This window comes from Massilia sp. GCM10023247, assembly GCF_042653325.1.
In the GTDB taxonomy this organism is placed as follows: domain Bacteria; phylum Pseudomonadota; class Gammaproteobacteria; order Burkholderiales; family Burkholderiaceae_D; genus Telluria.
In genome coordinates this window covers 13,152-36,657 of sequence record NZ_JBHSIB010000031.1, presented here as the reverse complement: position 1 = coordinate 36,657, position 23,506 = coordinate 13,152, and the positions used below count along the sequence as shown (strand labels likewise).

20 protein-coding genes are annotated in these 23,506 nt (G+C 66.0%); 18 read left to right on the top strand and 2 right to left on the bottom strand.

All coding sequences use genetic code 11. From position 1 onward, the window contains the following. Positions 1–55: 55 nt before the first annotated feature. From glpK to ACFPAH_RS22780, 3 genes are all read left to right on the top strand, one after another. Positions 56–1,543: a glycerol kinase GlpK gene (gene glpK / locus ACFPAH_RS22790; protein ID WP_379749905.1), complete on the top strand. Its 1,488-nt coding sequence runs from the start codon at positions 56–58 to the stop codon at positions 1,541–1,543. Continuing rightward, complete coding sequence (locus tag ACFPAH_RS22785; protein ID WP_379749903.1) at positions 1,540–2,085, top strand: PH domain-containing protein; 546 nt, start codon at positions 1,540–1,542, stop codon at positions 2,083–2,085. Before glpK ends, ACFPAH_RS22785 begins: the two co-directional genes overlap by 4 nt. Positions 2,086–2,526: 441 nt before the next feature. Then, positions 2,527–4,011: a PQQ-binding-like beta-propeller repeat protein gene (locus ACFPAH_RS22780; protein ID WP_379749901.1), complete on the top strand. Its 1,485-nt coding sequence runs from the start codon at positions 2,527–2,529 to the stop codon at positions 4,009–4,011. 48 nt (positions 4,012–4,059) lie between these two features. On the opposite strand, the gene ACFPAH_RS22775 is transcribed toward ACFPAH_RS22780, so the two are convergent. Both ACFPAH_RS22775 and ACFPAH_RS22770 read right to left on the bottom strand, forming a co-directional pair. After that, positions 4,060–4,758, bottom strand: coding sequence for a fumarylacetoacetate hydrolase family protein (locus ACFPAH_RS22775; RefSeq protein WP_379749899.1), 699 nt, complete (start codon positions 4,756–4,758; stop codon positions 4,060–4,062). A 61-nt stretch (positions 4,759–4,819) separates the two neighbouring features. Next, positions 4,820–5,770 (bottom strand): AAA family ATPase, encoded by a 951-nt coding sequence (locus ACFPAH_RS22770; protein WP_379749897.1) that lies wholly within the window; start codon positions 5,768–5,770, stop codon positions 4,820–4,822. A gap of 423 nt (positions 5,771–6,193) precedes the next feature. Between ACFPAH_RS22770 and mraZ the strand changes: the two genes are divergently transcribed. The 15 genes from mraZ (at position 6,194) to ftsZ (ending at position 23,336) form a co-directional block, all read left to right on the top strand. Further along, positions 6,194–6,622 carry a division/cell wall cluster transcriptional repressor MraZ gene (gene mraZ, locus ACFPAH_RS22765; protein WP_379749895.1) on the top strand — a complete coding sequence of 143 codons (429 nt, stop codon included), beginning with the start codon at positions 6,194–6,196 and terminating at the stop codon, positions 6,620–6,622. Next, complete coding sequence (gene rsmH, locus ACFPAH_RS22760) at positions 6,609–7,592, top strand: 16S rRNA (cytosine(1402)-N(4))-methyltransferase RsmH (protein ID WP_379750001.1); 984 nt, start codon at positions 6,609–6,611, stop codon at positions 7,590–7,592. Before mraZ ends, rsmH begins: the two co-directional genes overlap by 14 nt. Beyond that, entirely contained in the window at positions 7,589–7,864 is a 276-nt protein-coding gene (gene ftsL / locus ACFPAH_RS22755) for a cell division protein FtsL (protein WP_379749893.1), read from the top strand. The genes rsmH and ftsL overlap by 4 nt, the downstream gene beginning before the upstream one ends. Then, positions 7,861–9,648 carry a peptidoglycan D,D-transpeptidase FtsI family protein gene (locus ACFPAH_RS22750; RefSeq protein ID WP_379749891.1) on the top strand — a complete coding sequence of 596 codons (1,788 nt, stop codon included), beginning with the start codon at positions 7,861–7,863 and terminating at the stop codon, positions 9,646–9,648. The genes ftsL and ACFPAH_RS22750 overlap by 4 nt, the downstream gene beginning before the upstream one ends. Continuing rightward, positions 9,648–11,207, top strand: coding sequence for a UDP-N-acetylmuramoyl-L-alanyl-D-glutamate--2,6-diaminopimelate ligase (locus ACFPAH_RS22745; protein ID WP_379749999.1), 1,560 nt, complete (start codon positions 9,648–9,650; stop codon positions 11,205–11,207). Before ACFPAH_RS22750 ends, ACFPAH_RS22745 begins: the two co-directional genes overlap by 1 nt. Next, on the top strand, positions 11,207–12,577 hold the full coding sequence (locus ACFPAH_RS22740; RefSeq protein ID WP_379749889.1) for a UDP-N-acetylmuramoyl-tripeptide--D-alanyl-D-alanine ligase: 1,371 nt from the start codon (positions 11,207–11,209) through the stop codon (positions 12,575–12,577). The genes ACFPAH_RS22745 and ACFPAH_RS22740 overlap by 1 nt, the downstream gene beginning before the upstream one ends. Positions 12,578–12,579: 2 nt before the next feature. After that, entirely contained in the window at positions 12,580–13,749 is a 1,170-nt protein-coding gene (mraY, locus tag ACFPAH_RS22735) for a phospho-N-acetylmuramoyl-pentapeptide-transferase (protein ID WP_379749887.1), read from the top strand. A 4-nt stretch (positions 13,750–13,753) separates the two neighbouring features. Further along, positions 13,754–15,262 carry a UDP-N-acetylmuramoyl-L-alanine--D-glutamate ligase gene (gene murD, locus ACFPAH_RS22730; protein WP_379749885.1) on the top strand — a complete coding sequence of 503 codons (1,509 nt, stop codon included), beginning with the start codon at positions 13,754–13,756 and terminating at the stop codon, positions 15,260–15,262. After that, positions 15,262–16,476 carry a putative lipid II flippase FtsW gene (ftsW, locus tag ACFPAH_RS22725; protein WP_379749883.1) on the top strand — a complete coding sequence of 405 codons (1,215 nt, stop codon included), beginning with the start codon at positions 15,262–15,264 and terminating at the stop codon, positions 16,474–16,476. Before murD ends, ftsW begins: the two co-directional genes overlap by 1 nt. Then, positions 16,473–17,561 carry an undecaprenyldiphospho-muramoylpentapeptide beta-N-acetylglucosaminyltransferase gene (murG, locus tag ACFPAH_RS22720; protein WP_379749881.1) on the top strand — a complete coding sequence of 363 codons (1,089 nt, stop codon included), beginning with the start codon at positions 16,473–16,475 and terminating at the stop codon, positions 17,559–17,561. Before ftsW ends, murG begins: the two co-directional genes overlap by 4 nt. Beyond that, positions 17,562–18,971, top strand: coding sequence for a UDP-N-acetylmuramate--L-alanine ligase (murC, locus tag ACFPAH_RS22715; protein ID WP_379749879.1), 1,410 nt, complete (start codon positions 17,562–17,564; stop codon positions 18,969–18,971). It begins immediately after the preceding gene. Then, positions 18,968–19,924: a D-alanine--D-alanine ligase gene (locus ACFPAH_RS22710; protein ID WP_379749877.1), complete on the top strand. Its 957-nt coding sequence runs from the start codon at positions 18,968–18,970 to the stop codon at positions 19,922–19,924. Before murC ends, ACFPAH_RS22710 begins: the two co-directional genes overlap by 4 nt. Before the next feature lie 4 nt (positions 19,925–19,928). Next, complete coding sequence (locus ACFPAH_RS22705) at positions 19,929–20,750, top strand: cell division protein FtsQ/DivIB (RefSeq protein WP_379749875.1); 822 nt, start codon at positions 19,929–19,931, stop codon at positions 20,748–20,750. Positions 20,751–20,762: 12 nt separating this feature from the next. After that, complete coding sequence (gene ftsA, locus ACFPAH_RS22700; RefSeq protein ID WP_379749873.1) at positions 20,763–21,995, top strand: cell division protein FtsA; 1,233 nt, start codon at positions 20,763–20,765, stop codon at positions 21,993–21,995. 147 nt (positions 21,996–22,142) lie between these two features. Beyond that, entirely contained in the window at positions 22,143–23,336 is a 1,194-nt protein-coding gene (gene ftsZ, locus ACFPAH_RS22695) for a cell division protein FtsZ (protein ID WP_379749871.1), read from the top strand. Positions 23,337–23,506 lie beyond the last annotated feature (170 nt).

Genomic DNA, 23,506 nt, shown 5'->3' with positions numbered 1-23,506 from the left:
CACTAGGCTACAATCCCTGGGGTAGACCGCACGTTGGCCGCTCCCGGAGACCTCGATGCCGCAATACATCCTCGCCCTCGACCAGGGAACGACCAGTTCCCGCGCCATCCTGTTCGACCGCCAGGGCCAGGTGTTCGCCTGCGCCCAGCAGGAATTTCCCCAGCATTTTCCGCAGCCCGGATGGGTCGAGCACGATGCGCTCGACATCTGGGACAGCCAGCTCGCCTGCGCGCGCCGGGTGCTGCGCGAGGCCGGGGTGGCCGCGCGCCAGGTGGCCGCCGTCGGGATTGCCAACCAGCGCGAAACGACCGTGGTCTGGGACCGGGCCACGGGCCTGCCGGTGGCGCGCGCCATCGTCTGGCAGGACCGCCGCACCGCCGGCGCCTGCGACCGCCTGCGCGAGGCGGGCCATGCGCGCACGATTCAACGCAGCACCGGCCTCGAACTCGACGCCTATTTTTCCGCCACCAAGCTGCAATGGCTGCTCGAGAACCTGCCCGGTGCGCGCGAACGGGCCGAGCGCGGCGAACTCTGTTTCGGCACGGTCGACAGCTGGCTCGCCTTCCAGCTGTGCGGGCGCCACGTGACCGACGTCGGCAACGCTTCGCGCACCATGCTCTATAACATCCACTCGATGCGCTGGGACCCGGCGCTGCTCGAGCTGTTCGGGGTGCCGGCCGCGATGCTGCCGGAAGTGGTGAAGAGCTCGGAGCTGGTCGGCCAGGTGCGCCCGGAATGGTTGGGGGCCGCGATTCCCCTGTCCGGCATCGCCGGCGACCAGCAGGCCGCCACCTTCGGCCAGGCCTGCTACGACAAGGGCATGGTGAAAAATACCTATGGCACCGGCTGCTTCATGTTGATGCACGCCGGGTATGTGCCGCCGGTCTCGCGCAACCGCTTGCTGGCCACCGTCGGCTGGAAGATCGACGGCCGCACCGACTACCTGCTCGAGGGCAGCGTGTTCATGGGCGGCGCCACCGTGCAGTGGCTGCGCGACGGGCTCGGCATCATCAAGGAGTCGAGCGAGGTCGAGGCGCTCGCCACCTCGGTGCCGGATGCCGGCGGGGTGATGCTGGTGCCGGCCTTTGCCGGCCTGGGCGCGCCGCACTGGGACCCGTATGCGCGCGGCACCATCGTCGGCATGACGCGCGGGACCACGGCCGCGCACATCGCCCGCGCGGCGGTCGAGGCGATCGCCTACCAGAGCGCGGAACTGCTGGCGGCGATGCAGAAGGACGCCGCCTGTCCCGTCAAGGAAGTGCGCGCCGACGGCGGCGCGGCCCGCAACGACCTGCTCATGCAGTTCCAGGCCGACCTGCTCGGGGTGCCGGTGGTGCGCCCGCTGGTGACCGAGACGACGGCGCTCGGCGCGGCCTATCTCGCCGGGCTGGCCCAGGGTTTCTGGAGCTCGCGCGAGGAAGTCGCTACCCTCTGGCGCCCGCAGCGCCGCTTCGAACCGGCGATGGCCCCTGAGCGGCGCGCCGAACTGCGCGGGCGCTGGGCGCGCGCGGTCGAGCATGCCAAGGGCTGGGCCGAACATTGATCGACATGAACGGGAGCGGCATGGCAGTGGCGATTCCAGCGGTGGACGCGTGGGTGTACTGGGTCTTGTTCGGCATGGCGCTGCTGGTCTGCGCGGCGCCCTTGCTGGTCCTGCGCCGCGATGGGCCGGCGCGCACCTGGCGCAACGTGGCCTTGTCGGCGCTGTTGATCCTGCCGGTGATGGGCGCGCTGGGCTACACGATTTCCGACAATGACTTGCGCGTCGAAGGCGGCAGGATCGTCCTGCGGGCCGCGCATTTTTACGAGCAGAACCGGGCGCTGGCCGACTTCGACCTGGCCCGCGCCCGAGCCGGCAGCTACGCCTCGATCGGCGAGGCCCGGCTCGGGGTGCGCCGCAACGGCGTCGGCTTGCCGGGCTATGCGGCGGGGCGCTTTTCCGGTCCCGGCAAATCGGTGATCTTTGCGCTGCTGACCGACCGCAGCCAGGTGGTGTATCTGCCCGCGCGTACCGGGCCCGACCTGCTGTTCAGCGTCGAGGAGCCGGAGCGCTTCCTGGCGGCCCTGCGCGCGGACGGTCATTAGGCTTCCTTTTCGACGCAGGCCAAGTGCGGGAATATCGAAAATAATGAGGGAATCTCGAATAGTCTTTTTATATGAATTCTCTCCATTTATTTCCGAGTCCTAAAAACAACTGTTGATGCCATTTTCTATTTTGTTTTTTGCAATTCTCCGTGATATGTTGCTAGCCGCTAATGGAACGCCGGCTTTTATTTTATAAACCGCGTTCCATGCGGAGACATTACATTCACTGAGAGAGAAAAAATGAAAAAGGGATTGGCGTGGGCGGTAACGGGTGTTCTGGTGGCCGGTTGCGGCGGCGGGGGAGGCGACGGCCCGGCGCCGACCCCTCCGGTAGGGGCACAGCCTGCGCCGGTGGCGCCGGCGCCACCGCCAGCACCGCCAGCACCGCCGTCGCCACCGCCGCCTCCGCCGCCGCCAACGGTCAGCCTGTTGTCGGGAACGGTGACCCGCCACGTCGCAGCCGATACGGGTATTGCGATGGAGGTCGTCATCAAACCGGACTTCACGCCGGCCGGCACCCTGTATGCCAGCGCTGCTGCTGCCGACGGCGCCCAGCTCGTCCCTGCGGAGGCAGTCAAAGTTACCCCGAACGGCGACGGCAGCTATACGCTTGACATGAACACCATCCCGAACGGGACCGTGGGCACCTATGCGGGCGAATGGACGGTCAAGCTGTGCAGCGACCAGACCTGTGCCACTCCGCAAACAGTGCCGTCGATTAAGGTCCCGTATGCAATCACGGTCGCGGCCGCCGGCAACGCCTGGCCGGGCGACAAGATCACGCCGCTGGCGCCATGGACCGACGTGCCCGACTGGACCACCTTCCAGGGTAATGCTTCGCACACTGGCCATGTGCCCGTCACGCTCAACCCGGACAAGTTCACGCTGCGCTGGAAGAGCGGCAGCATCTATTCGACGGCGTTTCACAGCACGCCGCTGCCGTCGACACTGGCTGCAGCGAATGGCCTGTTCTACGCGTCGAAGGACAAGAAACTCGAGGCCCGCAAGGAACTCGACGGCAGCGTCGTCTGGAGCTATGACGTCAGCACCCTCGCGTATCCATCGCTCAATCCTGCAGCGGTGGCAAACGGCGTCGTCTATATGGCGGCCGGCCAGCAGTCGTCGACCTTCATGTTCGCATTCGACGCAGCCACCGGCAGCGTCGTCTTCAAGTCACCGATGAGCTCGCAATGGGAGCAATACCTGGCGCCGGTCGTATACGACAACGCGATCTATACCAATTCCGGCAGCTATGGCGGCCTGTATGCCTTCAAGTCGACGGGCGAACTCATGTTCACCGGTAGTGTCGCCCAGTATGCCAAGTGGTCGCCCGCGGTCGATGCGAACTCGGTCTATGTATTCGTCAACAGTACGCTGACCGTCTTCGATCGCAAGACCGGCACCCAGCGCAGCCGGATCCAGGACACGACGCAGAGCAATTTCACCGGCTACGAGGTCAATGGTTCGCCAGTGCTCACGTCGCCGGGCACCGTGATCGCCGCCGATTACAGCAGCACGGCGTGGACTTACTCCACCAGCGTCAATGCGCTGCTTAAATTCAACGTGGACAAGGGATATCTCGACTGGCGCGTACCCGGCGCCTACTCGACGACGCCAGCCTACGCCAACGGGGTCATTTACGCGCCGAACAAGCTCCCTTACCGTCTCGAGGCGCGCGCCGAAAGCGATGCGGCGCTGCGCTGGTCATGGACGCCGCCGATCGCCGGCGAAACCAGCTGGAATGCGGAACCTGTCGTGACCAACAACCTGGTGTTCGTCAGTACGGACAAGAACACCTATGCGCTGGACCTGCGCACCGGCAAGGCGGTATGGAGCTACCCGCTGTCCGGCCGCCTGGCCATCACGCGCAGCGGTATCCTCTACATCCAGTCGGCAGAAGCGCTGGTTGCCGTGAACGTGAAGTAAGGACGGCCAGCGGGACCGGCCGGCCGGGGCAGCGCAGGCTGCCCTTTTTTATTTCTCGACGATCTCGAGGTCGAATTCGTCGACCCCGGCCACTTCGCCATGCACCCGGTCGCCCGGCTGGAGCGCGCCGACCCCGCCTGGGGTGCCGGTGAAGATCAAATCCCCCGGCGCCAGCGTCACCAGGCGCGACAGGTGGCTGATGATGTCGGCGATCGGCCAGATCATCTCGTCGAGCGCGCCGTCCTGGCGCGGCTCGCCATTGACCGTCATGCGGATGCAGGCGTCCTCCGAGGGATGGCCGAAGCTGCTCACCGGGCGCAGCGGGGTGCAGGGCGCCGAGGCATCGAAGCCCTTGGCCATGTCCCATGGCCTGCCGCTCTCCTTGGCCACGGTCTGCAGATCGCGCCGGGTCAGGTCGATGCCCACCCCATAGCCCCACACCTTGGCCAGCGCCTCGTCCGCCGGAATGTCGGCGCCGCCCGAGCGCAGCGCCACCACCAGTTCGATTTCGTGGTGCAGGTCGCGCGTCGCCGGAGGGTAGGGCAGCGCGCCTTCGGCCGGGACCACGGCGTCGGCCGGCTTCATGAAGAAGAAGGGCGGTTCGCGCTCCGGGTCGCTGCCCATTTCGCGCGCGTGCGTGGCGTAGTTGCGGCCGACGCAGAACACACGGCGGATCGGGAAACGCAGGTTGCTGCCGAAGACGGCCAGCGAGGGCGTGGCAGGGGGCGTGAAGGCGAATTCGCTCATGGGGCTCTCGTGTTGTCAAAGTGCTCCCATTCTAGCGCCGGACCTTATCCGGTGGAGCGCATCAAAACCCGATCCGTCCCTTGCCCGCCGCCGGCCTGAAGCGCAGGTCGTCGAGCCTGACGTGCGCGCGCCCGTCGGCCACCGCGTAACCCAGGCTGTCGAGCAGGGTTTTCCGTAAATCGCGCGGCGACACCCCGGCCAGGCGCTCGAGCACCGCGTCGGCCAGGCGGGCGTCGAAGCCGGCGAGGTTGAGCTCGGCCAGCAGCGACGCATACATGCGCTGGGCGATGCCCGCCGCCTGCGCCGGCGTAGGCGCCGGCACCTCGTACACCGCCATCCGGTTGAGCAGGGGCGCCGGGATGCCCTCGGTCGAATTGGCCGTCAGCACCCAGAAGATCTGGCTGGCGTCGATCTCGACGTCGATGAATTCGTCGCGGAAGGCGCGCGCCGTTTCCGGCTCCAGCAGTTGATACAGCGCGGCCAGCGGATCGGACTGCGAGGAGCCGCTCGCCTTTTCCACTTCGTCGAGCACCACCACCGGGTTGGCATACTGGCCGCGCACCAGGCGCTCGGCGACCTTGCCGCATTTCGCGCCGCGCCAGCTGGCCGAGCTGCCGGTGATGACGAAGCCGGCCGACAGCGCATTCATGCTGATGAGCTCGCACTCGGTGCCGAGCGCCCGTGCCAGGCGCCGGGCGAAATGGGTCTTGCCGACCCCGGGGCCGCCCAGCAGCAGGACCGGCATCACATTGAACCCCTTGTTGCCGGCATGGGCCAGGCGCAGGTAACGCGCCAGGTCATCCAGCACGGCGTCGAAATTCGGGCATTCCTCGAACAGGGGATCGAGCGCGTCGAGGGAAGAGGGCGTGGTGACGAAGCGTTCCGGTCCGGCGCCCAGCATGCGTTCGTAAAACGCATCGAGCTCGGGCGAGCGCCCCCGGCTGCGATCGAGCGCTTCCTGCACGTCGAGCAGGTCGTAGACGGCACGGGTTCGGGCGATGGTCAGGCTCACGGCAGGTCTCCATTGCAATTCCAGCTTGCGTGGAAATCCTAACCCGACACGCATGAATGTGCAATTTTAGGCTGTGCAGTGTTGAGCGCGGCGGGGTCGCCCGCAACGGCCTCGTAAAGACAAATTTTTTCTTAAATGCAAGGTGTCGCTTGCACGCCCCAGATGAGGTAGCACATTCAGTGTTTCAGCTAAGTGCTTAATTTTCTAGGGTATTTTGTCTTGACGCAGCTTGAGGGAAGCGTGCTAAGTCCTTCATTTCATTAGCAAAATTCGGGTTTTTCCTACTGGAATTCGCTTGACCAGTAACAACGCTTCCTCTAAAGTGGGAAACAGTGTGAAAAAGTGCAGTTTTGTGGGAGAAGTTCAGGTCTCCCGGGCGCGCAAAACAACCAACTGATAACTTCTCCCAAGCTAGGTACCTACGTGTTTCAAGGCGCGTCAGCGATCAATCTCGATGCGAAAGGCCGGATGTCAATACCGGCAAAGCATCGTGACGCCCTCGCGCTGCAATGCGAAGGCCGCCTCACGCTTACCCGCCACCCGCACGGCTGCCTCCTGTTCTTTCCACGCCCGGTCTGGGAAACCCACCGCGACCAGATCGCGGCCTGGCCGATGTCTGCCCGTGCGTGGCAGCGCATTTTCCTCGGTAACGCCTGCGATGTCGAGCTCGACAGCGCCGGCCGCGTCCTGATCTCGCCCGAATTGCGCTCCGCCGTCGGCCTGGAAAAAGAAGTGATGATGCTCGGTATGGGCACCCACTTCGAAATCTGGGACGCCGCCAAGCTGGCCGCCGACGAAGCCGCAGCCGTGGCCGGCGGCATGCCCGATGTACTCTCCAATTTCTCTTTCTGAGGCACCGATGACGATTGCCAAACCGGTGCCAGAGTTGCTGCATCGCACGGTGCTGCTTGACGAAGCGGTCGACGGACTCGACCTGGCCGGCCCGCGCGCCGACGGTATTTATATAGACGGCACCTTCGGCCGCGGCGGCCACAGCCGCCTGATCCTGTCGCGCCTGGGCGCCCAGGGCCGCCTGATCGCCTTCGACAAGGACCTGCAGGCCATCGCCACGGCCGGGCAGATCGCCGACCCACGTTTTTCGATCGTCCATGACAGCTTCGCCACGATGGGCGCGCAGTTGGCGGCGCTGGGCATCGCCCGCGTCGACGGCATCCTGCTCGACCTGGGCATCTCGTCGCCGCAGGTGGACGACGCCGCGCGCGGCTTCAGCTTCCGCAACGACGGCCCGCTCGACATGCGGATGGACACGACCCGAGGAATCTCGGCCGCCGAATGGATTGCCACGGCGACCGAACAACAACTGGAAAAGGTAATACGCGATTATGGGGAAGAACGGTTTGCTTTTCAGATTGCAAAGGCGATTGTTGCTCGCCGGGCAGTCGAACCAATTTCAAGCACACGACAGCTTGCCGCAATCGTGGCAGACGCGGTCAAGACTCGGGAAAAGGGCAAGGATCCGGCCACCCGCACCTTTCAGGCTGTCCGGATTTTCATCAATAAAGAGCTTGAGGACCTCGAGGCTGGGCTGAATGCCGCCTACGCGATGCTCAGTCTCGGCGCGCGCATGTCTATCATCAGTTTCCATTCGCTCGAAGACCGCATGGTCAAGCAATTCCTGGCCAGTAAAGCCAAGGTGCCGCAGCCGGACCGCCGCCTGCCGATCCGCGCCGTCGACCTGCCGCAGCCGCAGATGAAGCTGATCGCCAAGATCAAGCCGTCCGAGGCGGAAGTCTCGAGCAACCCGCGCGCCCGCTCGGCGGTGCTGCGCGTGGCCGAACGCTTGAAAGACGCGGCTCGATGAGTAGCAACAAGCTCAACATCATGCTGGCGGCCGGCCTGATCGCCTGCGGCCTGACCCTGGTTAACGCGCGCTACCAGGTGCGCCACCTGACCACCGAGCTCGAACGGCTGCAGAGCCAGACGCGCCAGCTCGACATCGACTGGGCCCAGCTGCAGCTGGACCAGTCCACCCTCGGCAAGAACGAGCGCATCGAACAGATCGCTCGTACCGAACTGAACATGACGCCGCTCACGCCGGCCCGCACCCAGTACCTGACCGAGGGCGCGCCATGAAGCGCGACAAGCCGTTCAGTGGCAACAACGGCAGCGGCCGCGTCGCCGCGTCGAAAGGCATGGCTTTCTCGAAGAGCCCGGTGCTGGCCGTGCGCCTGCCCGACTGGCGTTCGCGCGTGATGCTGTTCGTGCTGTTCGCCGCCTTTGCCGCGCTCGGCGTGCGCGCCGTCTGGCTGCAGGCGATGTCGACCGGCTTCCTGCAAAAGCAGGGCAAGAGCCGCTACGAGCGCACGCTCGACATGCCGGCCACGCGCGGCAAGATCATGGACCGCAACGGCCAGGTGCTGGCCTCTTCGCTGCCGGTGAAAGCCGTGTGGGCGCTGCCCGAGGACGTGCTGGCCTCGCCGCCCGAAAAGATCACCGAACTGGCGCGCCTGCTCGAGATGCCGGAACAGGAGCTGCGCAAGAAGCTCGACTCGGACCGCACCTTCGTCTACCTCAAGCGCCAGGTCGAGATGGACATCATCGCCAAGATCGAGAAGCTCAAGATCAACGGCATCGACACCCGCAAGGAATACAAGCGCTTTTACCCGCAGGGCGAAGTCATGACCCACATGGTCGGCTTCACCAACGTCGAAGACGTCGGCCAGGAGGGCATGGAGCTGGCCCAGCAGAAGACGCTGGTCGGCACCCCCGGCAGCCGCCGCGTGATCAAGGACCGCCTCGGGCGCGTGGTCGAGGACCTCGGCATCGTGCGCGTGCCGCACGACGGCAAGGACTTGACCCTGTCTGTCGACAGCAAGCTGCAATACATCGCATTCACCAGCGTCAAGAACGCGGTCGAGAAGTTCAACGCCGAAGCCGGCGGCGCCGTCGTGCTCGACGTGCACACGGGCGAGGTGCTGGCCATGGCCAACTACCCGACCTATAACCCGAACGACCGCAAGAAGCTCACCGGCGCCCAGCTGCGCAACCGCGTGATCACCGACACCTTCGAGCCCGGCTCGACGATCAAGCCGCTGACCGTGGCGCTCGGCCTGGAAACGAAGCGCATCACCCCGGATACCGTGTTCGACACCGGCGCCGGCCGCATGGTCGTCGGCGGCCGCCCGATCCGCGACATGCACCCGAAGCCCATGCTGACCACCAGCGGCATCATCCAGAAGTCGTCGAACATCGGCGTCGTCAAGATCGCGCAGCTGATCCCGCCGCAGCAGATGTGGGAGCTGTACACCAAGGTGGGCTATGGCCAGGCGCCGCGCTTCGGCTTCCCCGGCCCGACCGCCGGCCGCGTGCGTCCGTGGAAATCCTGGAAGCCGATCGAATACGCGAACATGGCCTTCGGCCACGGCCTGTCGGTGTCGCTGCTGCAGATGGCGCGTTCCTACATGATCTTCGCGCGTAACGGCGACATCATCCCGCTGTCGTTCGTGAAGGTCGACGCCGAGCCGGTCGGCCAGCAGGTGATCTCGCCGAAGACGGCTGCCCAGGTGCGCACGATGCTCGAATCCGTGGTCCGTCCGGGCGGCACCGCCACCCGCGCCCAGGTGCCCGGCTACCGCGTGGGCGGCAAGACCGGCACCGCCGAGAAACTGGTCAACGGCCGTTATTCGCGTACCGACAACATCGGTTACTTCGTCGGCATCGCGCCGATGTCCAAGCCCCGTTTCATCATCGCAGTCATGATCGACAACCCGCGCGGCGCGCTGAGAACAGGCGGAAGCGTCGCGGCGCCGACCGCCGCGGACCTCGCTGCGAATGCGCTGCGGGCGGCGAACGTCCCGCCGGATTCGTCGGTCACCGACATCATCATTGCCGATGAGCCACTCGAGGAGAGCCCGTGATGGCGCACACTATGCACGACATTTGCCAATGGATTGTTGCCGCCGCACCGGGCGGCAAACTCGTTTCCGACTCGCGCCAGGTCACGCCCGGCGACGTCTTCTTCGCCTATCCGGGCGACGCCGGCGATGGCCGCCGCTATATTCAAGCCGCGGTCGACGCCGGCGCCGCCGCCGTGGTCTATGACGACACCGACTTCGCCTGGGATGACGGCCTGGCGCTGCCGCACCTGGCCGTGCCCGGCCTGAAACCGAAGGCCGGGCCGATCGCGCACGCCTGTCTCGGCCAGCCCGACCTCGACATGTTCACCGTCGGCGTCACCGGCACCAACGGCAAGACCTCCTGCGCCTACTGGCTCGGCCAGGCGTTCGCGAAACTGGGCGAGACCGCCGCCGTCATCGGCACCCTCGGGGTCGGCATGTTCAAGCCGCGCGACGGCCGCGACGGCGCCGAGTTCATCGAGACCGGCTACACCACGCCCGACGCGGTGCTGCTGGCCAGCCGCCTGTCGGCCGTGCGCGAAGCCGGCGCCCGCTCGCTCGCGATCGAAGTCTCGTCGATCGGGCTGGAGCAGGGCAGGACCGCCGGCATGCATTTCGACGTCGCGATCTTTACCAACCTGACGCGCGACCACCTCGACTACCACGGCGACATGGCCAGCTACGAAGCGGCCAAGGCGAAACTGTTCGCCTGGCCGGAACTCAGGCACGCCGTCATCAACCTCGACGACCCGGCCGGCGCGCGCCTTGTCGCGCAACTGCGCGACAAGGCAAGCGCCGGGTTGTCCTCCGACTTGTCGATCACCGGCTACACCCTGAACGATGCGGCCGGCCAGCCCGAGATCGAGGGCGTCACCATCCTGCGCGCCACCCACAAGCGCAGCCGCCCGGCGGGCGCCGAATTCCAGCTCGAATCGACCCTCGGCAACGCCCTGGTGAAGACCCAGCTGGTCGGCCACTTCAACATCAGCAATGCGCTGGCCGTGCTGGGCGCGCTGCTGGCCAAGGGCGCGCCGCTCAAGCAGGCGGTCGAGGCGATCGAGACGCTGGTGCCGGCCCCGGGCCGCATGCAGCAGCTCGGCGGCCAGGACGCGCCGCTGATCGTGATCGACTACGCGCACACGCCGGACGCGCTGGAAAAGACGCTGGACGCGCTGCGCCAGGTGGCCGAAGAGCGCCACGGCCAGCTGTGGTGCGTGTTCGGCTGCGGCGGCGACCGCGACCCGGGCAAGCGCCCGCAGATGGGCGCCGTCGCCCAGGCGGCGGACCAGGTGATCGTCACCAGCGACAACCCGCGCAGCGAAGAACCGGGCGCGATCGTCGAACAGATCGTGGCCGGCATGGACCAGCAGCACCCGCGTTCGCGCGTGCAGGCCATCGAAGACCGCGCCACCGCCATCCTGTCGGCCGTGAAGAATGCCGCCAAACAGGACGTGATCCTGCTGGCGGGGAAGGGCCATGAGCCCTACCAGGAAATCAAGGGCAAGAAGATGCCGTTTTCCGACGCCGACCACGCCGCGCTGGCCCTGAGCGCGCGGCTTACCATGATGAGGACTCACTGATGCGCGGCTCGCTCGCACAATTGCAGACATATGTCGAAGGCAGCAGCGTCACCGCCGATGCCGTGTTCGACAGTGTCTCGACCGACAGCCGCACGGCGAAAGCCGGCGCGCTGTTCGTCGCATTGCGCGGCGAAACCTTCGATGCCCACGACTTCCTGGCGCAGGTCGCCGCCAACGGCGCCGCAGCCGTGGTGGCCGAGCGCCTGCCCGAAGGCTGGACCCTGCCGGCGCTGGTGGTGCCGGACACCCTGGCCGCCCTGGGCCGCATCGCCAACAGCTGGCGCCGCCAGTACGACATTCCCGTGATCGGCGTCACCGGCAGCAACGGCAAGACCACCGTCAAGGAAATGATCGCCGCGATCCTGGCCGCCGCCTTCGGGCTTGACGCGCGCCTGGCCACGCAGGGCAACCTGAACAACGAGATCGGCGTGCCGCTGACGCTGATGCGCCTCGACGCCGCGCATCGCGCGGCCGTGGTCGAACTGGGCATGAACCATCCGGGCGAGATCGCGCGCCTGGCCGCGATCGCCCAGCCAACCGTCGCCCTGGTCAACAACGCCCAGCGCGAGCACCAGGAATTCATGCACACCGTGGAAGCGGTGGCGCAGGAAAACGGTTCGGTCTTCGCCGCGCTCCCGCCCGATGGCGTGGCCGTCTACCCGGGCGACGACACCTATACCGGCCTGTGGCAGGGACTGGCGGCGCACTGCCGCAGCCTGACCTTCGGCCTGCATGACAGCTGCGACGTGCGCGCAAGCTGGACCAGTTCCGGATTCGGTAACAATTTGAAAGTGACGGCCCCAGGCGCCAGTTTCGAGGTGAAACTGGCCGCAGCCGGCGAGCACAACGTGCGCAACGCGCTGGCGGCGATCGCCTGCGCCCTGGCGGCCGGCATCGCCCCGGGCACGATCGTGCGCGGGCTGGAAGGTTTCGCACCGGTCGGCGGGCGCCTGCAACGCAAGCAGGCAGCCAACGGCGCGACCGTCATCGACGACACCTACAACGCCAACCCGGATTCGATGCGCGCCGCGATCGACGTGCTGGCGGCCTATCCGGCGCCGCGTTTCCTCGTCATCGGCGACATGGGCGAAGTCGGCACGCAGGGCCGCGAGTTCACCGAGGAGATCGGCGCCTACGCGCAGGCGCGCGGCATCGAGACGGTGCTGGCGACGGGCGAGCTGTCGCGCCACCTCGCGAACAGCGGCGCGCAATATTTCGAGCAGTTTGAAGCATTATTGGCAGCACTGGACAAGCAACTGGGCGGCAATTCTGATGCAACTGTGTTGGTGAAGGGCTCGCGCTTCATGAAGATGGAACGCGTGGTCAATCACCTGATTGGTTCCACAAACACTGGCAAGGACGCCCACTAACTATGCTTCTCTGGCTTGCACAATTTTTGCAGGACTATATCGGTCCGATGCGTGTCTTTAACTTCATTACCTTCCGCGCCGTGGGCGCCACGATCACCGCGATCGCGCTGGGCCTGTTCACCGGTCCGGCCGTGATCCGCAAGCTGACCGAGATGAAGGTCGGACAGGCAGTGCGCACCCAGGGTCCGCAGACCCACCTGAAAAAACACGGCACCCCGACCATGGGCGGGGTGCTGATCCTCATTTCGATCGCTCTTTCGACCCTGCTCTGGTGCGACCTGTCGAACCGCCTGATCTGGCCGGTGCTGGTCGTCACGCTCGGCTTCGGCGCCGTCGGCTGGGTCGACGACTACCGCAAGGTGGTCTACCAGGACCCGGAAGGCATGCGCTCGCGCGAAAAATACTTCTGGATGTCGCTGATCGGCATCGCCGCCTCGCTGTACCTCGCGTTCTCGGTCTCGGCGCCGACGCCGTGGGAAGTCGGCCAGCTGTTCTGGGCCTGGGTGCAGTCCGGCTTCTCGCTCGACCTGCCGCCGAAAGCCGACCTGATCGTCCCGTTCTTCAAGACCATCAGCTACCCGCTGGGCGTGTGGGGCTTCATCGCGCTGACCTATTGCGTCATCGTCGGCTCCTCGAACGCGGTCAACTTCACCGACGGCCTCGATGGCCTGGCGATCATGCCGACCGTGATGGTGGGGGCGGCGCTGGGCCTGTTCGCTTATCTCACCGGTAACGCCGCGTTCGCGAAATACCTGTTCATCCCGCACATCGCCGGCGCCGGCGAACTGCTGATCTTCTGCGGCGCGATGGGCGGCGCGGGCCTGGCCTTCCTCTGGTTTAACGCCCACCCGGCGCAGATGTTCATGGGCGACGTCGGCGCGCTCGCCCTCGGTGGCGCGCTCGGCACCATCGCCGTCATCGTGCGCCAGGAAATCGTCCTGTTCATCATGGGCGGCGTGTTCGTCGCCGAGACGCTGTCCGTGATTATCCAGGTCACCTGGTTCAAGTACACCAAGAAGCGCTACGGCGCGGGGCGCCGCGTGTTCCTGATGGCGCCGCTGCACCACCATTTCGAACAAAAGGGCTGGAAGGAGACCAAGGTCGTGGTCCGCTTCTGGATCATCACGATGGTCCTGGTCCTGGTCGGCCTGTCCACGTTGAAACTGCGGTAATCGAATGAACTACGAAGGCAAACTCGCACTGGTATTGGGGCTCGGGGAATCCGGGCTGGCGATGGCGCAATGGTTATCCCGTTGCGGCGCGCGCGTGCGCGTGGCCGATACGCGTAGCGAGCCGCAGCGCCTGCCGGCGCTGCGCACCGCCGTGCCGGATGCCGAGTTCGTGGCCGGCGACGCTGGCAGCAACTTCGCTGCTGCCTTGGTGGAAGGCGTCGACTTCGTCGCCGTCAGCCCGGGCCTGGCGCCGAACAAGGAACTGGCGCAGGTCACCCCGGCCGCCCGGGAAAAGAACATCCCCGTCTGGGGCGAGATCGAACTGTTCGCCCAGGCCCTGGCCGCTTTGAAAGCGGAGCAGGGATATGCGCCGAAAGTGATCGCGATCACCGGCACCAACGGCAAGACCACGGTGACGAGCCTGACCGGCCTGCTGTGCCGTCGCGCCGGGTTTGAGACCCGCGTGGCCGGCAACATCAGCCCGGCCGCGCTCGACGTGCTGCGCGAGGCGCTGGCGGAGGACAAACTGCCGCAGGCCTGGGTGCTCGAGCTCTCGAGCTTCCAGCTGCATACGACCTTCAGCCTGAACCCGGACGCGGCCACGGTCCTGAACATCACCCAGGACCACCTCGACTGGCACGGCGACATGGCCGCCTATGCGGCGGACAAGGCGCGCATCTTCGGCGCCGACACGGTCCGCGTGCTGAACCGCGACGATACGGTCGTGATGGGCATGGCCGCGCCCGGCGCGACCTGCACGACCTTCGGCACCGACGAGCCGGATGCGCCGCACGCCATGGGCCTGGTCAACGAGCGCGGCGTGCTGTGGCTCGCCACCGCCGTGGCCGAGGAAGTCGTCGAGAAAAAACTTAAAAAAGGAGAGGTCGCGCCGCCTGTCGAGATCACGGTGAACCGCCTGATGCCGGCCGACGCATTGAAAATCCGCGGCCTGCACAATGCCTCGAATGCGCTGGCCGCGCTGGCCCTGTGCCGCGCCGCCGGCCTGCCGCTCGCGCCCCTGCTGCACGGCCTGCGCGAGTATGCGGGCGAGCCGCACCGCGTCGAACTGGTCGCCACCATCGACGATGTCGACTACTACGACGACAGCAAGGGCACGAATGTCGGCGCCACGGTTGCCGCCTTGCTTGGCCTCGGCAAAGCCTTTGTCGGCGACAACCAGCAAATCGTGCTGATCGCCGGCGGCGACGGCAAGGGCCAGGATTTCGCGCCGCTGGCCGAACCGGTTTCGCGTTATGTGCGCGCGGCGCTGTTGATCGGCAAGGATGCCGCGGCCGTGCGCGCCGCCATCGAGCCGTCGGGCGTGCCGTGCTTCGACCTGGATGACCTGCCGCAGGCGGTGCGCCGCGCCGCGGGCCTGGCGCGCGCGGGAGACTGCGTGCTGCTGTCGCCGGCCTGCGCCAGCCTCGACATGTTCACCAACTACGCGCACCGCGCGCAGGTGTTCGTCGATACCGTGCGCGAGATCGCGCTCGACAAGGGACTGGAGATCTGATGGCCTTCCAGCTGCCCTTCAAGTTTTCCGGTTCCGCCGCCGATGCGGTCGCCGAGCGCGCGCGCCCGTCGAAGATGATGGACTACGACCAGCCGCTGGTCTGGATCACGCTGATCCTGATGCTGTTCGGAATGGTGATGGTGTATTCGGCCTCGATCGGGCTGCCCGATTCGCCCAAGTTCACCAACCTGCAGGGCCGCCATGAGTACTTCCTGTACCGCCAGGCCGCCTTCATCGCGGCCGCGATCGTGGCCGGGTATGTCGCTTTCCGCTTCCCGGTCGCCTTCTGGCAAAAAATGGCGCCGCTGATGTTCGTCGGCACCCTGATCCTGCTGGTCCTGGTGCTCATTCCCGGCATCGGCGTGGTGGTCAACGGCGCGCGGCGCTGGCTGTCGCTCAAGCTGTTCCAGGTGCAGCCGTCGGAAATCATGAAGATCGTCGTCGTGCTGTACGCCGCCGACTTCACGGTGCGCAAGCAGCAGTACATGCACAAGCTGACCAAGGGCTTCATGCCGATGGCTTTTGCCGTCGGCGTGGTCGGCATGCTGCTCCTGCTCGAGCCCGACCTCGGCGCCTTCGGCGTGATCGTCTGCATCGCCATGGGCATCCTGTTCCTGGGCGGCTTCAACATGATCTGGTTCGGCGGCATCGGCGCCATCCTGATCGTGGTGTTCTCGTCCATCATCGCGCTGTCGCCGTTCCGCCGCGCGCGCATGTTCGCCTACCTCGACCCGTGGCAGGAAGACAATGCGCTCGACAAGGCCTACCAGCTGACGCACTCGCTGATCGCCTTTGGCCGCGGCGAGATCGCCGGTGTCGGCCTGGGCAACAGCGTGGAAAAACTGCACTACCTGCCGGAAGCGCACACCGACTTCATCATGGCCGTGATCGGCGAGGAGCTGGGCCTGATCGGCGTCCTGATCACGCTGACGATGTTCTACTGGCTCGTGAAACGCGCCTTCGACATCGGCCGCCAGGCGATCGCCCTCGACCAGTTCTTCGCCGGCCTGACGGCGAAAGGCATCGGCATCTGGATCGGCGTGCAGACCTTCATCAACATGGGCGTGAACCTGGGCCTGCTGCCGACGAAAGGCCTGACCCTGCCGCTGATGAGTTATGGCGGTTCGGGCGTCCTGATCAACTGCGTGGGTCTTGCGATCCTGCTGCGCGTCGACTACGAAAATCGCGTCCTGATGCGGGGAGGGCGGATTTGAAGCCTGTGAAAAAAAATAAGCTGATGATCATGGCGGCCGGCACCGGCGGCCACATCTTCCCCGGCGTGGCGATCGCCCAGACCATGCGCGAGCGCGGCTGGGAAGTCTCCTGGCTGGGCACCGCGCACGGCATGGAGCGCGAATTCGTGCCGAAACACGGCATCCCGATGGACAGCATCGATTTCTCTGGCCTGCGCGGCAAGGGCGTAAAACATACCGTCACCGGCGTGTTCAAGATGGCCGCCTCGTTCGCCGCCTGCCTGCGCTATCTCGGCCAAAGGAAACCCGACGTCGTGCTGGGCATGGGCGGCTACGTCACCGTGCCGGGCGGGATGATGGCGCGCATGCGCGGCATTCCGCTGGCCCTGGTGAATGCCGACGCCGCGCTGCTGTTGTCGAACAAGACACTGGCGCCGATGGCCTCACGCGTGCTGTTCGGTTTCCCGGCCGACTTCGGCGCCGCCGCCGGCAAGGCCGTCGTCACCGGCAATCCGGTGCGCCAGGCGATCCTCGACCTGCCGGCACCAGCCGAACGTTTCGCTGGCCGCAGCGGCCCGCTGCGGGTGCTGGTCGTGGGCGGCAGCCTGGGCGCCAAGGTGCTCAACGACAGCGTGCCGGCGGCCCTGGCCCTGATCGACGCCAATGTGCGCCCGATCGTGACCCACCAGTCAGGCAAGAAGAACATCGACGCCTTGCGCGCGGCCTATGCCGCGGCCGGCGTCGAGGCGAAGGTGGTCGATTTCATCGACGACATGGCGTCCGCCTATGCCGACGCGGATTTGGTAATCTGCCGCGCCGGCGCGATCACGGTGTCGGAGCTGACCGCCGCCGGCGTGGCCAGCGTGCTGGTGCCGTTTGTCGCCAGCACCACCAGCCACCAGCGCGACAACGCGGTCTGGATGGACAAGCAGGGCGCGGCGCTGCACCTGCCGCAGGGGGAACTGTCCCCGCAGCGGGTGGCCCAGCTGCTGCAGTCGACCAGCCGCGCGCACTGCCTGGCGATGGCGCAGGCGGCGCAAGGCGTCGGCAAGCGCGACGCGAATCAGCAAATAGCACATGTGCTCGAACAACTGGCGAACAAATAAATGAAACACAAGATCAAGCACATCCACTTCGTAGGCATCGGCGGCAGCGGCATGAGCGGCATCGCCGAAGTGCTGCTCAACCTCGGCTACAAGGTGTCGGGCTCCGACCTGTCGAGCAATGCCGCCAGCAAGCGCCTGAAGGACCTGGGCGCGCGCGTCTACCTGGGCCACGCGGGCGACAACATCGACGGCGCCGACGCCGTCGTCACCTCGACCGCCGTCAACGAAGCGAACCCGGAAGTGAAGGCCGCGCGCGCCGCGCAGATTCCCGTGGTGCCGCGCGCGATCATGCTGGGCGAACTGATGCGCCTGAAGCGCGGCATCGCCATTGCCGGCACCCACGGCAAGACCACGACCACCAGCCTGGTGGCATCGGTATTGGCCCAGGGCGGGCTGGACCCCACTTTCGTCATCGGCGGGCGCCTCAACAGCGCCGGCGCCAATGCCAAGCTCGGCACGGGCGACTACATCGTCGCCGAGGCCGACGAGTCGGACGCCTCCTTCCTGAACCTGTCGCCGATGATCGAGGTCATCACCAACATCGACGCCGACCACATGGAGACCTACGAGCACGACTTCGACAAGCTCAAGGCCGCGTTCGTGCACTTCACCCACCGCCTGCCGTTCTACGGCCGCGTGATGATGTGCATCGACGACCGCCACGTGCGTTCGATCCTGCCGCAGGTGACCAAGCCGGTGACGACCTACGGTTTCTCGGAGGACGCGCAAGTGCGCGCGCTGGACGCCTACGCGGACGGCGTCCACATGCACTTCACGGTGCGCCAGGCCGGCTACCCCGACACCAAGTTCGTGCTGAACCAGCCCGGCATGCACAACGTCCTGAACGCCTGCTCGGCGATCGCCATTGCGCGCGAGATCGGCATCGCGGACGAGGCGACCGCCCAGGGCCTGCTCGAGTTCCGCGGCGTCGGCCGCCGCTTCACCCGCTACGGCGAGGTGGCCCTGCAAGGGGGCGGCAGCTTCACCCTGGTCGACGATTTCGGCCACCACCCGGTCGAGACCGAGGTGACGCTGGCCGCCGCGCGCGCCGCCTACCCGGGCCGGCGCCTGGTGCTGGCCTTCCAGCCGCACCGCTACAGCCGCACGCGCGACCTGTTCGAGGACTTCGTCAAGGTGCTGGCCGCGCCGGACGTGCTGCTGCTGGCCGACGTCTACTCGGCCGGAGAGACGCCGATCGTCGCCGCCGACGGGCGCGCGCTGGCGCACTCGCTGCGCGCCGGCGGCAAGGTCGAGCCGATCTTCGTCGAAACCATCGCCGAGATGCCGGACGCGATCCGCCGCGTCGCGAAAGACGGCGACGTCGTGCTGACCATGGGCGCCGGCTCGATCAGCGGCGTACCGCAAAAATTAACCGAGCAACCCACTTCGCAATCAAAGGTTTCATCGTGAGCGACACCATTACCAATTTCGGCAAGGTCGGCGTCCTGTTCGGCGGCCGCTCGGCCGAGCGCGACGTCTCCATCATGTCCGGCACCGGCGTGCTGCAGGCCCTGCAAAGCCGTGGCATCGACGCCCATGGCTTCGATCCGGCCGAGCGCTCGCTGGCGGAACTGGCCGCGGAAAAATTCGACTGCGTCTTCATCGCGCTGCACGGCCGCTACGGCGAAGACGGCAGCCTGCAGGGCGCGCTCGAGCAGCTCGGCATTCCGTATACCGGCAGCGGCGTGATGGCCTCGTCGGTCGGCATGGACAAGATCACGACCAAGATCATCTGGCTGTCGAAAGGCATCCCGACCCCGCGCTACGCGACCGTGGCCCCGGGCGACGACCTCGACGCCGTCGTGCGTGACCTCGGCCTGCCGCTGATCGTCAAGCCGCCGCTCGAAGGCTCGACCATCGGCATCACGAAAGTGGAGCAGGCCGAACAGTTCGAGGCGGCCGTGGCGCTGGCCGCGGGCTTCGACGAGACCGTGCTGGCCGAGGAATTCGTCACCGGCCGCGAGTTCACCGTCGCCGTGCTCGGCACCGGCAAGCACGCGCGCGCGCTGCCGATCGTCGAGATCGTGGCACCGCAGGGCAACTACGACTACCAGAACAAGTACTTCACCGACGACACCCAGTACCACTGCCCGGCGGACCTGCCGCCTGAACTGACCGAAGAGATCCAGCGCCACGCCGTGAACGCCTACCGCGCGCTCGGCTGCGAGGGCTGGGGCCGGGTCGACGTGCTGGTGCGCGAGCGCGACATGCGGCCGTTCCTGCTCGAGGTGAATACCTCGCCCGGCATGACCGGCCACTCGCTGGTGCCGATGGCGGCGCGCGCGGTCGGCATCGGCTATGAAGACCTGTGCATCGAGATCCTGCGCTCGGCGCGCTGCAAGATGGTAAAGGCACAAGGCTAAGCATATGTGGCATGACGTACGCTCCCTCAACGCCGCCGCCAGCGCCCTGCTGGCGGCGACGCTGCTGGCTGCGATCGCCTCAAGCGTGTGGTGGTTCTCGCAGCGGCCCATGTTTACGCTGCGCGAAGTGCGTGTCGAAAGCCTGTACGGCATGCAGCTCAAGCACGTGAACGAACTGACGGTGAGGAACAGCGTGCTCGGCAAGCTGCGCGGGAATTTCTTCACGACCGACCTGGACCAGGTGCGCACCGATTTCGAGGCCGTGCCCTGGGTGCGCCGCGCAACGGTGCGCCGCGAATGGCCGGACCGCCTGATCGTCGAGGTCGAGGAACACGAGCCGCTCGGCACCTGGGGCGAAGGGCGCTTGCTGTCGGTGAAGGGCGATGTCTTCACCGCCAACCTGGCCGAGGCCGACGACGACCACGAGCTGCCTGCCTTCGTCGGACCGGCCGGCAGCGAAAAGGAAGTGCTGGCGCGCTTTGCCGAACTGCGCGCCTGGTTCGCGCCGGTCAAGCTGGTGCCGCAGGAACTGTCGCTGTCCTCGCGCTACGCCTGGACGGTCAAGCTGGACAACGGCATGAGCGTGGAACTGGGACGCGAGCCGAACAAGAACACCATCCGGGCGCGCGTGCAGCGCCTGGTCGCGGTCTATCCGCAGCTGGTCGCCCGGCTGCAGGAAGGCCGCATCGATACCATCGACATGCGCTATCCGAACGGGCTGGCGCTGTCTTCCGCGGCCTTGACGGTGCCCGCGGATGCCACCAAGCCTGTGAAGGCCGCGGCGAAAAAGAAAACTCCTACTAACAAGACAACAAAGAACATCTAAAGCAGGCGAGCAATGACAAAAGACGCGAAAAACCTGATCGTCGGCCTCGACATCGGCACCTCGAAGGTGGTGGCGGTCGTGGCCGAAGTGATGTCCGACGGACGCCACGAGGTGATCGGCCTCGGTCAGCACGAGTCGAGGGGATTGAAGAAGGGCGTCGTGGTCAACATCGAGGCCACGGTCGAATCGATCCAGCGCGCGTTAGAAGAGGCCGAGCTGATGGCCGACTGCAAGATCCGCAACGTGTATGCGGGCATCGCCGGCAGCCATATCCGCTCCTTCAATTCGAGCGGCATGGTGGCGATCAAGGACAAGGAAGTCACCGGCACCGACGTCGCCCGCGTGATCGAGACGGCCAAGGCCGTCAACATCCCGACCGACCAGCAGCTGCTGCATACGGTGCCGCAGGAGTTCATCGTCGACAACCAGGAAGACGTGCGCGAGCCGATCGGCATGAGCGGCATCCGCCTGGAAGTGCGGGTGCACATCGTCACCGGCGCCGTCTCGGCGGTGCAGAACATCGTCAAGTGCGTGCGCCGCTGCGGCCTGGAAGTGTCGGACCTGATCCTGCAGCCGATGGCCTCGGCCGACGCGGTGCTGACGAACGACGAAAAAGAGCTGGGCGTGGTCCTGATCGATATCGGCGGCGGCACCACCGACATCGCCGTGTTCTCGGACGGCGCGATCCGCCACACGGCCGTGATCCCGATCGCCGGCGACCAGATCACCAGCGACATCGCGATGGCGCTGCGCACGCCGACCGGCGAAGCCGAGGAAATCAAGCTGCGTTACGGCGTGGCGAAGCAGGTATTGGCCGATCCGGGCGAGACCCTGGAAGTGCCGGGCCTGGGCGACCGCGGCCCGCGCGCGCTGTCGCGCCAGGCGCTGGCTGCCGTGATCGAGCCGCGCGTCGAGGAACTGTTCGCGATGGTGCACCAGGTGGTGCGCGAGTCCGGCTACGAAGGCGTGCTCTCGTCGGGCGTGGTCCTCACGGGCGGCACCTCGATGATGCCGGGCATGATCGAAATGGCCGAAGACATGTTCTTGAAACCAACCCGGCTGGGCACGCCGGACTACCGCGGCCAGCTGGCCGACGTGGTCCGCAGCCCGCGCTATGCGACGGTGTTGGGACTGTTATTGGAAGCAAAAAAGCAGTATTTGCGGGGCCACATTGTGACGCGTCAGGATGGCTCGGTAAAGGCGGTGTGGCAGCGCATGAAGGAATGGTTTTTAGGGAATTTCTAAGCAGTAACTAGACGTAGCTAATAACGTATTTGTTTCGGTACAAACGATAAAATTTTTTTAAATACTAAGCAGTACCCATGCCCCAGTCCTGATAGGCTTATGAGGTTTGGCGCTTGGGTCCGGCACTTTCAAATTAGGAGTTACATCATGGAGTTCGATATGGTCGATAACGCAGCACTGGGAACGGTGATCAAGGTCGTCGGCGTGGGTGGTGCAGGCGGCAACGCCGTGCAGCACATGATCAACAAAGGTGTTTCGGGCGTCGAATTTATCGCCGCCAACACCGATGCCCAGGCGCTGGCTGCGTCGAGCGCGAACAACATCATCCAGATCGGCGAGTCGGGCCTCGGCGCCGGCATGCGCCCGGAAATCGGCCGCCAGCTGGCCGAGCAGACCCGCTCGCGCATCGAAGACTCGCTGCGCGGCGCGCACATGGTCTTCATCGCCGCCGGCATGGGCGGCGGCACCGGCACCGGCGCCGCCCCGATCGTGGCCGAAGTGGCCAAGACCATGGGCGCCCTGACGGTTGCCGTGGTTTCCAAGCCGTTCTCCTACGAAGGCCAGAAGTGCATGGACATCGCCGAGGCGGGCCTGGACGAACTGACCAAGCACGTCGACTCGCTGATCATCATCCTCAACGAGAAGCTCGAAGAGATCTACGAAGACGAGTCGATGATCGACTGGATGAAGCACGCCGACGACGTCCTCAACAACGCCGTGGCCGGTATCGCCGAAATCATCAACGTGCCGGGTCACATCAACGTCGACTTCAACGACGTGAAGACCATCATGAGCGAGCAGGGCAAGGCCATGATGGGCACCGCGACCGCATCGGGCGTGGACCGCGCGCGCATCGCCGCCGAGCAGGCCGTGGCTTCGCCGCTGCTCGACGGTATCGACCTGTCGGGCGCCAAGGGCGTGCTGGTCAACGTGACCGCCAGCCGCGGCCTGAAGGGCAAGGAGATCAAGGAAGTCATGGCCGCCGTGCGCGCCTTTGCCGCTCCCGACGCATCGATCGCCCAGGGCATCGCCTACGACGACGCCATGGGCGACGAGATCCGCGTGACGGTGGTCGCGACGGGCCTGGGCAAGAACAAGAAGATGCAGCTGGTGCAGCCGCAGCAGGTGATGCGCACCGGTACCTACAACGCGCCGATGATGGCGGGCGCCACCTCGATGACCGCCGGCGTGACCCAGGGCCACGCCAGCGTCGGCGGCGACGGCATGAAGCAGCCGGCCGTGTGGCGCCGCGAGCAGGCATCCGAGCAGGTGCGCGCGATGCAGAACAACGGTGTCGAGACCTACGACATTCCGGCCTTCCTGCGCAAGCAAGCCGACTAAGTTTTATACGGTTCGGCTCGAAAACCGGGATCGGGGCGCAGGCTCCGGTCCCGGTTTTTTTATGGCTCGGCGCGCCGGGTTCCGTAGGGTGGACGGGTTCCCCGTCCACGCGTTCAAGCGGCGGGTGATCATGCGCCGACATGTCGGGCCGATGTTGAACGCGTGGACGG